Below are 14,692 nucleotides of genomic sequence, written 5' to 3' on the forward strand. Positions count from 1 at the left end.
GTTGCTGGGATAACTCCTATCATAACTGCCAAAGATAACTTACCAAATCCTTGATATACTGGAATATTATCTCCAAACTTTCTGGCTTTCTTCTCTAAATAAAGTAGATTCCCAAAGCCTATGGCTAAAGTTGTTATTATCATTAAAAATAAAACTACTAATCTAGTAAAAGTATCAACATCATTTAGATAGTGTAAAAAGAAAAAGCCATCATAAACAATAGAAGCCCAATGTTTATCTAAAACTTTTTTCTCTTCTACTAAGCTTCCATCAACTCCATCTAGTAGAATATATGGTCTATTTGAAACACCATTTAAAAATGGCATATATGGATTGTAACCAGTAAGTTTTACTCTTACAGTTTCATCGCCATAATTTGTAATTTTTATAGATTGAAAAGATAAACTTGGATTTATCTCTTGAGCATTTTTTACAAGTTCATTTAAACTTAACATAGAAGCTTTTATTCCACTTACATTTATCTCTTCATCTTTTGGATTTATAGCTTCACCTCTTATTTTCCAAGTTTCACTTGTTTCACCTTTTGTAGCAATATATGTCATCAAACTAGAACCTTGATTTCCTATATTTAGTAAGGCTCCAGTTAAAACAATAGGGAAAAAAACAATCAAAGTCCAAATTAGAATTTTTCTATGCCAATTTGAAAACTTACTTGCTACACTTTTTGCACCATTTTGGTACTTTATAATCAATATTTGGATTAATCCACCAATCATTAAAAACAATCCAGCAACCGCCATAATCCCAAAACTATACCAACCTAAATCACCAAGAGGTCTTCCATAGTGCATAGAGTTTAAAAACCAAGCTAGTTCAGATAACTCATCTTCTCTTTGAATTTCTTCATTTGTATTTGGATTGAAAGTTTTTGTATCCATAAAATTTGTAGATACACTCAATGTAGGAATTTCAAAAGCTCCAGGAAGCCTTACAAAAATAGGATTTACTTTTGGATAGTTTTCATCATCTATAACCTTATTTACCATCTTGTCAAAATCAATATCTTTAATATCTGCTATTTTTATATGAGTTGATGGTTTCTCCCAATTTTCTATATATGGAAGTAATATCGCAAATACTCCAAAAAAAAGTGCAATATACATCAAAAATGAAAAACTCATCCCTATTGCAATATGTACTCTTTGGAGTCTTTGTTTGAAGAGTTTTTCATCTTCTTTTTTATCTAATTGTTTTACAGTCATTTTTATTCTTTATTTCCTTTCATCAACTCAAAGTTATTTTAATAATTGTTACATTCATATTAATATAAATTAACAAAAAAATGTTTCTCTATAGTATAAGACGAAAAAAGGGGTCAAAAGTGGACAAAAAATCTTAATTTTTTTCAAAATTCTTTTTTCAATGTTACTATTGGTTACAAAATGATGATATTTTTATAAATCAAGTTAAAAAAAGCATCTAATCATTTCATAAAAAATGTCTTTAAATCTTTTATAAAAATATTATTTTTCATACATTAATTTAATAAAATAAATTAAAAAAAGCTATCCTAACTTTTGTATTCTTTCTCTTATACTTTTAGTTATAAAGAGAGAAAAAGACTCTCTTTATTTTTAAAACTCCATTTTCATAGAAAATGCAATATTTGTAGGCTCGTATAGATAACCTGATCTTGCCCAAACTGTTTTATCAAAAATATTTGTACCATTTACTATAAATGTTGTAGGATATTTATCAATTTTTGTTTTATATCTAAGTCCTGCATCAAACATAGCATAACTTGGCATTTGTTTTGTATTTTCAATATTTCTTTGTCTTCTATCCATCCAATACGAACCACCAGTTAGTGTTAATCCGTCTATAAATGGAATATCATACTCTGCATATATTTTAAACTGTTTTCTTGCAACTTCATCAAGATATTTCCCATTTAAACTGTGATCATCAGCTTTTTTCATTTTTGCATCCATAAATGTTCCACCTGTCATAAGTGTAAAATTATCTGTAACTTTTCCTTGAAGCATTAGTTCTACTCCTTGATAAATATTTAGTCCATCTTGTACAATTTTCCCATCCCAAGTTCCATCTTCAGTTCTTTCCGTATCTTGTTCTATTTTATACAATGCTGTACTTAAAAATAAATCTGGTGCAATAGAGTATTTAACTCCAACTTCATACTGTTTTGATTTTAGTGGGTCTAAAACTTCATTTGGATTTACTCTATTCTCAGAAGATACAATAGTTGGACTACTCAAAGCTTCCATATATGTAGCATAAGTTGTTAATTCTTCAAAAGGTTTATATATAAGAGATAGTGTTGGAGTAGCAACTGATTTTTTAGCATAAGATTGTCTATCTCCATCTACTTTATAACTTTCTGCTTCAACTGTTGTATAGTTTACTCCTACTAAAGCACTCCAATTTTCATTAAAAGTAATATCATCTCCTATCATAATATTACTATTTTTAGATTCACCAGATTTATAATGTCTCCCGAATTTTGGTTCTTTATAAGAATTTGGTATTGGAAGATTCATAATATCATTTATAGAAGATAACCCATCTTTCCAACTATTAATATTTTTTTCATGGATTTTATTTTCTATAATATTCCCAGATACCCCAAAAGTTAGTTTATGATTGATACTTCCTGTATCAAACTTACTATCCAAATAAGCATAAACACCGTGATTTTGACTCTCACTTGGAGCAAGTTTAACAGTTCTAACAGCCCAACCATCAGAATATAAATCAACATATGAATTATAAGCACTTTTTAATTTTTGTTCACTATACTGATATTTTGTTCTAAGAGTGAAAATATCATTAATATTCCATTCTAAGTTTGTGCCTATTCTATTACTTTCATTTTTATTTTTCATCCATTTTGGACTATTTGTTTCATTATTTTTTACAGGAATCCCTGAAGTATAAAATCTAGCATTAACATTTGAAATTTCATTTGTATTATGAGATGCATCAACTTGAATTAATAAATTATCAGTTACATTCCAATCCAATGCTCCACTAATTAAACTTTTTGTCATATCTTGGTCTTTTTTTGAAGTTTCACCATCTTGATATGAAGCATTTAATCTATATGCAAACTTACCTTTTTCATCTATTTTATTTCCTGCATCAAGATGTCCAAACCATTGTTGGTTTCCATAATTTCCTAAAGTTAGATTTGTAACTCTTTCATAAGTAGGTCTTTTTAAAACATAATTTATCTTTCCACCTGGATTTCCAATACCATACATAAAACCAGAAGTTCCATTTAAAATTTCAACTCTTTCAACTTCAGATAAATTTGTACTTCCACTTCCATTTATACCATCTAATAAAGTATCAAGAGTAGTAATTCCCCTTATTATGGCTTCTATCTCATGAGTATATACTCCTGGTGCTCCAGCATTTTGAATTGTAGGATTTTTTATAAATAGTTGTGAACTATTAGTTGATACTGTATTTTCTATAAATTCACTTGGTATTGAAGTTATTTGATAGGGTGTATCCTGAAGTGATTTTTCTCCCCAAGGTCCAACTTGTTTGAGTTCTTTTACTATATAGCCATTTTCGCTGATTCCATTTTTATAATTTGTTCCAGAAACAGAAATTTCATCTAAAACAGTAGTATTACCAAAGTTTTGATATTTTGGTTTTTCTATTATGTAAATTATGCTATCTTCTTCGATAGCTTTGAGATTATGTTCTTCTAGTACGCTATTTAGATTACTTAATACCGTACCCCCCCCCGAAACTCACTTTTTGCGAATCTATACTTTTATCTTTCAGGTTATTAGCTTTTGAAATATATGTTACATTATATTTCTTTACTATATTCTCTACTGCTTCTTGCAAACTTATCTCTTTTGCATTTGCAAAAGAACTTCCTAACATCAACGATGTTACAACTGACATGAAAACTTTGTTTTTCATCTTAAATCCTTTGTATTAATTTTGAGAATTTGTTTCTCTATATAGTAAGACGATTTAAATGAAAAAAATGGACAAATTTTACAAAAGAATTTTCAAATTTGTAAGTCAGAGTTACTTTTTGTAACAAAAATGAGTAAAATTTAATCTTATAAATAATTAGAATTGCTATATAAATTAAATTTTTACTCTCCTACTTTATAAAATATTTAATATGTATTTGAGTTGGAATTAGGTAAAATCCTTACCCTATATAAATTACGGAGTGAAATATGTTTGGTATGGGTATCACAGAAATTTTACTTATTGCAATAGTTGCTGTAATTGCACTTGGACCAGATAAACTTCCAGATGCAATGGTTAAAATAGCAAAACTTTTTAATTCAGTAAAAAAAGGTCTAAATGATGCAAAAACAACTTTAGATAATGAATTGAATATTAGTGAATTAAAAAATGAAGCAAATAAATTTAAAGCACAAATAGAAGATACAAAAAACTCTTTGATGTCTGAAACAAAGCTAGATTTAGGCTTAGATGAAATTTTAAAAGATGATTTAGAAAGTTCAAAATCTACAAATGAAAAAGATTTTATTGAGAGAAAAAGAGAAATTGATGTTTCTAAACAAGAGAAAAAGAACTCTGTAAGTGAGGAAAAATAATAATGTTTGATGATTTAAAACCACATATTGCTGATTTAAGAAAAAGATTGGTTTTCTCAAGTATTTGTGTTGTGGCTATGTTTTTTGTATGCTTTGCATTTTATGAGCCTATTTTAGATTTTATGACACTTCCTGTAAAAGAAGCTTTACCAGATGGCACAAATATGATTGCAGTATCTATTGAAGAGACATTTTTTACAGCTATGAAAGTTGCATTTTTTGCTGGATTTATAGCTTCACTTCCAGTTATATTTTGGCAAATGTGGTTATTTTTAGCTCCTGGACTTTATGACCATGAAAAAAAGCTTGTAATTCCTTTTGTATTTTTTGCTACATTGATGTTTTTAACAGGAGCTGGATTTGCTTACTATGTTGTTGTTCCTTTAGGATTTCAATTTTTAATTGCTTTTGGTTCAACTGTTGTAACAGTAATGCCTAGTATTGGAACTTATGTAGGTTTTTTCACAAAAATCATGATTGGTTTTGGAGTGGCATTTGAATTGCCTGTTGTTACATTTTTTCTTGCAAAAATTGGAGTTGTTGATGACAAAATGCTAAAAGATTTTTTCAGATATGCAATAGTTCTTATTTTTATAGTTGCAGCTATTTTAACTCCACCAGATGTTATAAGTCAGCTTTTAATGGCTGCACCATTGATACTATTGTATGGTGTTTCGATATATATTGCAAAAGTATTCAATCCTGCACAAAAAGATGATGAAGAGGAAGAAGAATAAATTGAAAGATGTTTTAAAAACTTCAAGTTATGATTTTACTCTTCCACAAAATCAAATTGCAACCCATCCAGTAACTCCAGCTGATAGTGCAAAACTTTTAGTTTTTAATAGAGAGAAAAATGAAATTCTTCACTCTACTTTCAAAAATATTTTAGAGTTTTTACCACAAGATTTATCAATATTTTTAAATGATACAAAAGTTATAAAAGCTAGAATTTTTGGCAAAAAAGACACAGGTGCTAATGTAGAACTTCTTTTAAATAAACCTCTTTTTATGGATAGATATTTAGTAATGATTAGAGGAAAAGTAAAAGTTGGAACAAAAATCTATTTTGATGAAAATCTAAGTGCTGAAGTTTTAGAACTCAATGTTGATGGAAGTAGAATAGTGAAATTTTTTCAAGAAGATAAGAAACTAGATTTTATATCTTTGGTTGATATTTTAAATAAAATAGGACATATTCCTCTTCCTCCATATATGCAAAGAGATGATGAAAAAGAAGATGAAACAAACTATCAAACTTTATTTGCAAAAAATTATGGAGCAGTTGCAGCTCCAACTGCATCGCTTCACTTTACGGAAGAACTTTTACAAGATTTGGAAGAAAAATATGGATTAAACTATCTTACACTTCATGTAGGAGCAGGAACTTTTAAGCCTGTTGATGTGGAAGATATACTATCTCACCCAATGCACAGTGAATATTTCGAAATAGGAATTGATGCTAAAAAAAACTTAGATAAAGCAAATAAAGTTTTAGCAGTTGGAACGACGGTAACAAGAACCATAGAATACTATGCAAGAACAAATAAAATTCAAGGTGAATGTGATTTGTTTTTAAATCCAGCAAATAAACCTATAAAAGTTGATTATCTGCTTACAAATTTTCACTTACCAAAATCAACTTTGATTATGTTGGTTGCTTCGTTTATTGGACTTGAAAAGACTTTGGAACTTTATGAAATTGCTATAAAAGAAAATTATAGATTTTACTCTTATGGTGATGGAATGTTAATTATTTAAAGGATATTTATATTATGGCTTATTATGTATTATTTGACACAGAAACAACAGGAGCTTCACAAGAAGATAGAATCATTCAATTTGGTGCGATGATTGTTGATCAAAAAGGTCAAATTGAAACTTTTGATGAATTATGTTCAAGTGATATTGAAATAAAACTTGAAGCTATGGAAGTTCATAATATAACACCTGATTTACTAGAAAATAAACCAAAAGCAGTTGAAACAAACTTTTATAAAAGATTAATTGAGTTAAATACAAATGAAAACTATCTAATAGCTCACAATATAAATTTTGACTTAGAAATGGTAAAAAAAGAAGGCTTTGAAAACAGCTATAAATTAATAGATACTTTAAGATGTGCGAAACATCTATTTGATGATTTACCTTATCATCGACTTCAATATTTAAGATATGCTTTAGAACTATATAAAATGGAAATTAATGAAGCTTCAAAATATAATATAACTATAAAAGCACACGATGCAATCGGTGATGTACTTGTGATGAAGCTGTTTTTATCAAAACTCGTAGCAAAATGTAGAGAAATCTATCCAAATGAAAATCCTATGGAAAAACTTACAGAACTTACACAAACTCCAGTATTTATAAATACTTTTAAATTTGGAAAATATAAAGGGCAAAATATCCAAGAAGTTGCAAAAATAGATGCAAACTATCTAAACTGGATGAGAACTTCTATGAGTGATTTAGATGAAGATATGAAGTTTACTTTGGATAAGGTTTTACAATAAAATCACAAGAAATTCTTAAAAATATTTTTACTAATATAAATATAGTTAAAGTAGAAAATCAAAATGTTGATTACGAAGGAATGATTTTTGAAGATAATAAAACTGTAAGATATCATTCAAGATTAGCAAAGAAAACCCCAAAAAAAGGTGGTTATTTCGTAGCTTTTTATGAAAGAGAAAATAACAAAAATAAACCTTTTAATGAACTAATTTCGATGGATTTTTTAATTATTTTAGTAGATGATGAATCTAAAAAAGGTATTTTTATAATTCCAAAAACTGAATGTATAAAAAGAGGTATTATAAGTAGTAGCACTTCAAAAGGTAAAATGGCGATGAGATTTTATTCTAATTGGTGTAAAAATTTAAATTCTACTGCACTAAAAACACAAAAATGGCAATCTTTATATTTTAAAAATTTATAATAAATACATATAAATATTAAATCCTATCATTAAAATATTTAAAAGAAAAAAAGCCTTTTTACTCCAAATCGATAAAAATGAAACTAAAAGATATAAAATATAAAAATAAAGTGGAGTAAAAACTTCATAAACATTGATTTTATACTCTATAAATATTTTTAGATACTTATCAAAGTAACTCGATACTTCAAAAATATGAGCTACAATTTGTGCTGGATAGAAGATATTAAAAAATATTGTAATTGGTATTGAGTAAAACTGTTCATAAGAAGTTTGAGGAAAATAGTAGTGAACTATTGGGTTAAATATCAAAAACATCCAAACATTAAAAAAGAGAAATAAAAACCATTTATTATAATCTTTAAAATATTGTATAAACAAATAGATATAAAAAACTGCAAAAATAGAGAACCAAAAACCAATAGAAAAAATATATTGTGGAAAAAATGCAATTACAATCAAAAAAGTATAAAACAAAGTCATATATGAAAGAATTTTTATATTACTTCTAAGAAGATAAATTCCCAAACAATACATAACAAAAGCTCTTAATAAAGAAGGTACAATATCTGTTAAAATAAGATAATAAAACAATATTGCCAATGTTATCATCAAAATATCGAATTTTCTGTTACGGTATGGGAAATATCTGTCTTGAAAGAATTTATAAGGAAAATATAAAAGCCAATAAATCACAAAAGATAAAACAACCAAGTGAAACCCTGAAAGAGCAACAACGTGTGTTATAGCATAATTTACAAATACATCTCTTAACTCTTTTGATACATTTACAGCTAAAAAAAGAGCATTATATAACTCTATTATCCTTTCATCTTCATGATTTGCTTCAATATTTTTTATTATTTTATCTTTAAAAGTTATATATCTATCTTGTTTATCAAAATACAAAATAGAAGTATAAAATCCCTTTAAATAGTCTATGAAATCTATTTTTCTACTATCAATAAGTACATTTAAGATATCAAATTTTTTTAAATCTTCATCTTTATTTATATTTGCAAAAAACTCAAAATCTGGAGTTTTTAATTTTAAAATATCATAATTATCTTTTCTATAAATATTGCTAATCTCTGCTTTTGTTTCAAAGACATTTTCATATTTAAATTCTAAATATTTACTATATTGATAAGCCAAATTTGACAATAAAACAAAGATTAATATTGAAATAAATATTAGCTGTCTATTGTTTATATTTAGGCTTATCATAAAGCTACTCTAAAAATTTAATTTTATCTATTTTTGTATCTTTTATAAACTCTTCATAAATATTTTTTATCTGTTCATATTCACTTTTAGATAAGTTTAAAATACTATTTTCAAGTTTTAAAACGATATCTTTATAATCTAGTTTTAGTAAACTTTTTGCAATATAATTTTCAATTAAAACCATTCCTAATCTTTTTATAGATTTTGTTTCAGTTAAAATTCCTAAAGCTTCATTTGTTACTTCTAAAACTTGTTTACAAAGTATTTCATCATAAGATTTTGATATTTTATATAAAATATTTAAAGCAAAATTATGTAAAACAATAGGCATTTCATCTCTATCACCCACAGATTCTTTTAAAACTACTCCTAATTTTCCTAAACTTATAGCTTTATTTATAGTTTCATCATCTTTTTTTATTTCTAAAAGATACTTAAATCTATATGAAATTGCCATATTTACAAAGCTTGCTCCATATTCAAATGCACCTAGAGCTGGGATTGCTAAACATTTTTGATAAAAGATTATTGCTTCATCATAATTTTCTTCCCACTCACAAAGATTTGCTTTTAAGTTATAAAAATGCCATAACCACAAAGGATTATTATCTTCATTGTGAGAGAAAAGTAGTTCTTCTAGCTTTTTTAAAGAATTTATTGCTTCATCTTTTAAACTTTTATCTCTTTGAGATATTATTATAAAAGCTGCTTTCCTTTGATAATATCGTACCTCAATATCTGATGGTTTTTCAAACTTTCCTAAATTTAGTTCTTTTGGCAAAGTTGCATATGCAAGTTCAAATTGCCCTAATCTTTCATATAAAGAAGATATATTTAAAATGTATTTATTTGGGTTTATTTCATATAAATATTGATTTATTAGTATTGCTTGTTCGAAATATCCACTTCTTTCAAATAAAAATGCTAAGTCATTTAGAGCCAAAATTGAAATCTTTCTATAATAAGATTTTATTGAATTTTCAAAACTATTTATATCATGAGGATCAAACATAAATCCAGCAATATCAAACCAATAGTCATTTATTAACTCATATTGTTGTTTTTCTTTTATTGAACTTATAAATTTTTCCAAAATTTTAACAACTCTTTTTTCATCTAAAACTAAATCTTTTACATAATAATATAAAATCAAAAGAGAAATAGGATTTTCAAATTTCAAAACACAATCTTCAAGATGATTTCTCAAGTATTGAGACAACTCGTTTTTTTGAGTATTTAAACCTTTTAGTTTTATATTTTGTGTAAAGAATATTTGTAGAGATTTTTCTTGAGCTAAAAAATTAAAATCTTCAAAACTTCTATTTATAAAACTTTGAAAACCAAAACTTAACTTATTTTGTTCATCTGATTTTATAAAATTTTTTCCACAATACTCAAAAAGTTCTAAAGAAATGAAAACTTTTTTTTCTTTACTTTTTGCCATAAATGTTGAACAAAGTTGCATCAAAGAGTAGAAATTTTGCTCTTTTTGTGATAATAAAACTTCTAAATTTGAACTATTTTGTACTTTTGAATTTTTTACAATTTTTATATTTTCAACACCTAGGCTATTTAAATTTCTTTCTATACTTTCTATTTTATCATTTCTAGTATAGAAATAAATATTTGTAAATTTAGTTAAAACTATTTTTATAAAAATGCTCCAAAGCCAATGTCTTTCATCTTCTAAATCAAAATTATATAGATGAATTTCCATATTTTTATCAAAGTTAGAATATGCAAGTTTCAATCTTTTTGCTTTTCTAATATCTTTATTAAACCAAGAAGTAATAAGATTTTTCAAATCACTTCCTTGAGCATCTAAAATCTTTGGCATAAAAAGTAAAGACAAAAATAAAAATCCAACAAAAAAGAAAGATATATAATCTTTCAAATCAAAACTTGTTGGCAATTCAAGCACAACTTTTTTTAGAATATCTTCATAAATAGATATAGTCAAAAGTGCAACTAATATTACTAAAACAGAACAAATAGAGATAATCAAAGGAATAAATCTTTTATTTAAAAAATATAAAAAAGTTCTATTTTTACCTAAAGCTAAATTTATATCTTCTTCAAATTTATCTAAAGTATCACCTTCACAATATGTTATATGAAAAGTATTATTATCTTTAAAAAGTGAACTATTTTGCTTTTTATCTCTTTTTTTATTTGATAATTTTGAAGTATAAATACAACAATTAATTTGATTCATTGTGATTTTTTGCCTCTCTTGCAGCTTGATTTTGAATTGGGTCATTAAAACTATAATTTCCACTTTTCAAAGGAAATGGAAAATCTTTTAAAATATCATCAAAATCACTTTGAAACTCTTTTGAAAAATTCTTTATTCCTTCTTGTACAATTTCTATATATTTTGATGGAATAAAAGTATTAATATCCCCTACTTTTGCTATTTTCTCTTTATTTGTTGTCATAAAGGCAAATACATCATCTTCAAGTTGTAAATTCAAAATATCTTCTTTTTTTATTCTAATACAACTATAATTTTTTTCTCTTTTCTTTAAAACTTCAAACTCTTCATTGCTTACTTTTATCATAACTCCAAATATAGTAGAGTTTTCATCTTTTTGTATATTTAGAAATACTCCATTTACTTCTATATTCTCAAAATTTATAGATTCAAGTGCATTCCAAGCTCTTTTATAACCTTTTATTCTTATAGGTATTAAATCATCTTTTTTTAATTCTCTATTTTTAAATGAATTTTGAGCACTTTTTATATTTATTAAGGAACCAAAGCCAAATATATACATAAAAACTCCTATTTATAAGATAATAAATTCTATCCTTTTTTGCTTTAATATAGGACAAAATGCCAATTTAACAACTTTTAACTAAATTTTTTGTATATTAAATCTTTATTATAGATTTTATAAGGCTTTTTTTAAATGGAAAAATTTGACTATACGAAAATATCTGATGATTGTGTTAAATGTGGAAAATGTAAACCAGTTTGTACAATTTTTAATATAAATCAAGATGAAGCAACAAGCCCAAGAGGTTTTATAGATTTACTTGGAGCTTACAAAAGAGATGAATTAGAACTAGATGAAAATGCAAAAAATATATTTGAATCATGTTTTTTGTGTACAAACTGTGTGGAAGTATGCCCAAATGACTTACCAACAGATATGATAATAGAACAAGTAAGAAGTGATATTGCAAAAAAATATGGGATAGCTTGGTATAAAAGACTTTTTTTCTTTCTTTTAAGACATAGAAAAATTATGGATTTGATGTCAAAATTAGGATATATGTTTCAAACATGTGCTATTAAAATTGATGAAGCAAAAAAGAGTGCTGTTCCCCGATTTTCACTTCCAATAGTTAAAAAAAATCGTGCTTTACCTTATGCAGATAACGTAAGCTTTTTAAATAAATATCCAGAAAACATATCTTCAAAAGAGCAAAAAAAAGGTAAAGTTGCTATATTTATAGGCTGTATGAGTAACTATACATATACAAATACTGGTGATAGTTTAGTAAAAATATTAAAAAAATTAGAGCTTGACATTTTTATACCTAAAAAACAACTTTGCTGTGGAGCACCTGCATATTTTACGGGAGCATTTGATACTGTTGATTACCTAACCAAAAAAAATATTGAATATTTTGAAAGTTGGATAGATGATGTTGATGCTGTTATTATCCCTGAAGCTACATGTAGTGCAATGATAAATAAAGATTGGGAACATTATTTACATGACCAACCTGAGTGGCAAGAAAGAGCTATTAAACTATCTAAAAAAATATTTTTAGCTACAAAATGGCTAGAAAATAACACTGAATTAAAAGGGTTACTTGCAAAAAGTGGTAAAAAGTTTGACCAAATGGTAACATACCATGATCCATGTCATGCTAAAAAAATGCAAGGAGTTTGGAAAGAACCAAGAGAACTTTTAAAACAGAACTATGTTCTAAAAGAAATGAGTGATTCAAACAGATGCTGTGGTTTTGGTGGAGTTACTATGCAAACTGAAAAATATGAGTTTTCAAAAGCTGCTGGAGCTCCAAAAGCTGCTATGATTAGAGATACAAAAGCACAAATTGTAAGTGCAGAATGTAGTGCCTGTAGAATGCAAATTACAAACTCTTTGTATTTAGCAGATGTTGATGTGGTATTTAAAAACCCAATAGAATTAATAGCTGAAGCTTTGGAGGATTAAAATATGGAATTTTGGCAAAATATATACTCTCACTTTAATCCTGTAGCTTTTAATATTGGAGAAATTGCTGTTCATTGGTATGGGATTATGTATGCTCTGGCACTTTTAAGTGCTATATTTATAGCAAAGTGGTTTATAAAATATGATAATATCAATATTTCTGATGATATTTTTGATTCATATATCTGGTGGGCTGAAATTGGTGTAATTTTAGGAGCAAGAATTGGTTATGTATTATTTTATGATACTCAAACAATGTATTATCTTTCACATCCTTGGCAAATATTTAATCCTTATGTTAATGGTACTTATGTTGGAATATCTGGTATGAGTTATCATGGAGCATTCTTAGGATTTATTATAGCTTCATATGTATTCTCTATTAGAAAAAAAGTATCTTTTTGGTTTATAACTGATATTGCAGTTCTTGGGATTAGTGCTGCGTATATATTTGGAAGAATTGGAAACTTTTTCAATCAAGAATTAGTAGGTCGTGTTACTGATGTTTCTTGGGGAATTTATGTTGATGGAGTATTAAGACACCCTTCACAAATTTATGAAGCAATTTTAGAAGGTTTAGTAGTATTTGCCATACTAGTTTATCTTAGAAAAAGAAAGACTTTTGATGGACAATTAGCTTTAATGTATGGAATTTTATATGCAATTGCTAGAATTATTGCAGAGTTTTATAGACAGCCAGATTCTCAACTTGGATTTTTAGCTGGTAATTGGCTAACAATGGGAATTTTACAATCGTTAGTAATTTTAATAATTTGCTTAAGTTTATATTATTTAAGAAGAAAAAAACAAGTATTTTAAAACTACTTGTTAAATTTAAAAGGTTTATTTTTTTTTAAAATCTTATAAAGTTTTGCATTTGCAATATCTTGAAGAAATTTTGGTTCAATTTCGTGAAGAGCAATAAGATCAATAAAACCATTATCCATATACCAACCTTTACCAGTATCGACAATTCTTTCAGATTCAAATAGTTCTATTAACTCATCTTTTGAAACAATAATTTCTTCCAATTTACACACCTATTAAAAAATTAATTCTTTACAATATCTATAGTATAACCTCTACCAGAGTGGTTCTTTATAATCTCATAATACGTCTTTTGTCTAATTTTATTTACAATATTTCTCATAGTGTAAATACTCATTTCTTTACCTTTCCATACAACTTCTTTTATCATATAGTAATCAGTAACTTCGTCTTTTCTATCTATTAAAAGTTTTAAGAACGATTTTTCTAATCTTGTGAAATCAATAATAGCTCCACCTTTTTTGAAAAATTGATCTCTATATTCATCAAAATAGATTCCATTACTTAACTCTATTTTATCAGACCTTTTTGTCTGATTAACACACATAAGTATTGCCATTCTTAGATTTATTAAATCGAATGGTTTAAGTAAAAAAGTATATGCTTGAATATTAATTGCACTGAAAACTTTACTTTCAATATCATCTGAAGATATTACTATTTTTGGAACAAAAGAAGCCACACTTTGAATTTTTAAAGAAATATCTTCAAAAACACTCTCTTTAATGTCTAAATCAACTACAATAATATCTGCATTAGAGATGCTTTTTGTATTTATATCATCACTACTTGATATAATTTTAATATCTTTAAATTCAGTGCCAAAGTTCGTTTTAATTTGCTCTTTAGTACTTATATCATCACTAATAACAAATACTTTTATATTACTTACTTTTCTAATGTTTTTTATACTCTTTTCCATGTTCTCT

At 26.2% G+C, this 14,692-nt stretch carries 15 protein-coding genes; 7 read left to right on the plus strand and 8 right to left on the minus strand.

The features are described from left to right. The 3 genes from CRU91_RS07580 to CRU91_RS07590 form a co-directional block, all read right to left on the minus strand. On the minus strand, positions 1 to 1,223 hold a 1,223-nt coding region (locus tag CRU91_RS07580; RefSeq protein ID WP_113894625.1), incomplete at its 3' end, for a PepSY-associated TM helix domain-containing protein. Between the two features lie 372 nt (positions 1,224 to 1,595). Then, entirely contained in the window at positions 1,596 to 3,677 is a 2,082-nt protein-coding gene (locus tag CRU91_RS07585; RefSeq protein ID WP_113894626.1) for a TonB-dependent siderophore receptor, read from the minus strand. Between the two features lie 37 nt (positions 3,678 to 3,714). Beyond that, positions 3,715 to 3,921, minus strand: a complete 207-nt coding sequence (locus tag CRU91_RS07590) for a hypothetical protein (protein WP_113894627.1) — start codon at positions 3,919 to 3,921, stop codon at positions 3,715 to 3,717. Positions 3,922 to 4,190: 269 nt separating this feature from the next. Here CRU91_RS07590 and tatB point away from each other — a divergent pair, with 269 nt between their 5' ends. From tatB to CRU91_RS07615, 5 genes are read left to right on the plus strand one after another with little or no spacing between them, the layout of a single operon-like run. Next, entirely contained in the window at positions 4,191 to 4,577 is a 387-nt protein-coding gene (gene tatB / locus CRU91_RS07595) for a Sec-independent protein translocase protein TatB (protein ID WP_113894628.1), read from the plus strand. A gap of 2 nt (positions 4,578 to 4,579) precedes the next feature. Then, the gene (gene tatC / locus CRU91_RS07600) at positions 4,580 to 5,314 is read left to right on the plus strand and encodes a twin-arginine translocase subunit TatC (protein WP_113894629.1); all 735 of its coding nucleotides are present in this window, start codon (positions 4,580 to 4,582) and stop codon (positions 5,312 to 5,314) included. 1 nt (position 5,315) lies between these two features. Beyond that, positions 5,316 to 6,338 (plus strand): tRNA preQ1(34) S-adenosylmethionine ribosyltransferase-isomerase QueA, encoded by a 1,023-nt coding sequence (gene queA, locus CRU91_RS07605; protein WP_113894630.1) that lies wholly within the window; start codon positions 5,316 to 5,318, stop codon positions 6,336 to 6,338. A gap of 14 nt (positions 6,339 to 6,352) precedes the next feature. Continuing rightward, complete coding sequence (locus CRU91_RS07610) at positions 6,353 to 7,093, plus strand: 3'-5' exonuclease (RefSeq protein WP_113894631.1); 741 nt, start codon at positions 6,353 to 6,355, stop codon at positions 7,091 to 7,093. Positions 7,094 to 7,134: 41 nt separating this feature from the next. Then, positions 7,135 to 7,518: a MepB family protein gene (locus tag CRU91_RS07615; protein WP_257118943.1), complete on the plus strand. Its 384-nt coding sequence runs from the start codon at positions 7,135 to 7,137 to the stop codon at positions 7,516 to 7,518. Here the strand turns inward: CRU91_RS07615 and CRU91_RS07620 are convergent. Genes CRU91_RS07620 through CRU91_RS07630 form a run of 3 tightly spaced genes read right to left on the minus strand, consistent with a single transcriptional unit; the run spans position 7,513 to position 11,522 of the window. Beyond that, entirely contained in the window at positions 7,513 to 8,745 is a 1,233-nt protein-coding gene (locus CRU91_RS07620; RefSeq protein ID WP_113894633.1) for a ComEC/Rec2 family competence protein, read from the minus strand. The two genes, CRU91_RS07615 and CRU91_RS07620, sit on opposite strands and share 6 nt — an antisense overlap. A gap of 4 nt (positions 8,746 to 8,749) precedes the next feature. Next, positions 8,750 to 10,960 carry a tetratricopeptide repeat protein gene (locus CRU91_RS07625; RefSeq protein WP_113894634.1) on the minus strand — a complete coding sequence of 737 codons (2,211 nt, stop codon included), beginning with the start codon at positions 10,958 to 10,960 and terminating at the stop codon, positions 8,750 to 8,752. Beyond that, a complete protein-coding gene (locus tag CRU91_RS07630) occupies positions 10,947 to 11,522 on the minus strand; it encodes a gamma-glutamylcyclotransferase (protein ID WP_113894635.1) in 576 nt (191 codons plus the stop codon). Before CRU91_RS07630 ends, CRU91_RS07625 begins: the two co-directional genes overlap by 14 nt. 135 nt (positions 11,523 to 11,657) lie before the next feature. Here CRU91_RS07630 and CRU91_RS07635 point away from each other — a divergent pair, with 135 nt between their 5' ends. Together CRU91_RS07635 and lgt are read left to right on the plus strand one after the other, a co-directional pair. After that, complete coding sequence (locus tag CRU91_RS07635) at positions 11,658 to 12,935, plus strand: (Fe-S)-binding protein (protein ID WP_113894636.1); 1,278 nt, start codon at positions 11,658 to 11,660, stop codon at positions 12,933 to 12,935. Between the two features lie 3 nt (positions 12,936 to 12,938). After that, a complete protein-coding gene (gene lgt / locus CRU91_RS07640; protein WP_113894637.1) occupies positions 12,939 to 13,754 on the plus strand; it encodes a prolipoprotein diacylglyceryl transferase in 816 nt (271 codons plus the stop codon). Between the two features lie 2 nt (positions 13,755 to 13,756). Here the strand turns inward: lgt and CRU91_RS07645 are convergent, their stop codons facing one another. Both CRU91_RS07645 and CRU91_RS07650 read right to left on the minus strand, forming a co-directional pair. Then, the gene (locus CRU91_RS07645) at positions 13,757 to 13,966 is read right to left on the minus strand and encodes a hypothetical protein (RefSeq protein ID WP_113894638.1); all 210 of its coding nucleotides are present in this window, start codon (positions 13,964 to 13,966) and stop codon (positions 13,757 to 13,759) included. A gap of 20 nt (positions 13,967 to 13,986) precedes the next feature. Further along, positions 13,987 to 14,685 (minus strand): response regulator transcription factor, encoded by a 699-nt coding sequence (locus CRU91_RS07650; RefSeq protein ID WP_113894639.1) that lies wholly within the window; start codon positions 14,683 to 14,685, stop codon positions 13,987 to 13,989. Positions 14,686 to 14,692 lie beyond the last annotated feature (7 nt).

This window comes from Aliarcobacter vitoriensis (assembly GCF_003316695.1).
Taxonomy (GTDB): Bacteria; Campylobacterota; Campylobacteria; order Campylobacterales; family Arcobacteraceae; genus Aliarcobacter; species Aliarcobacter vitoriensis.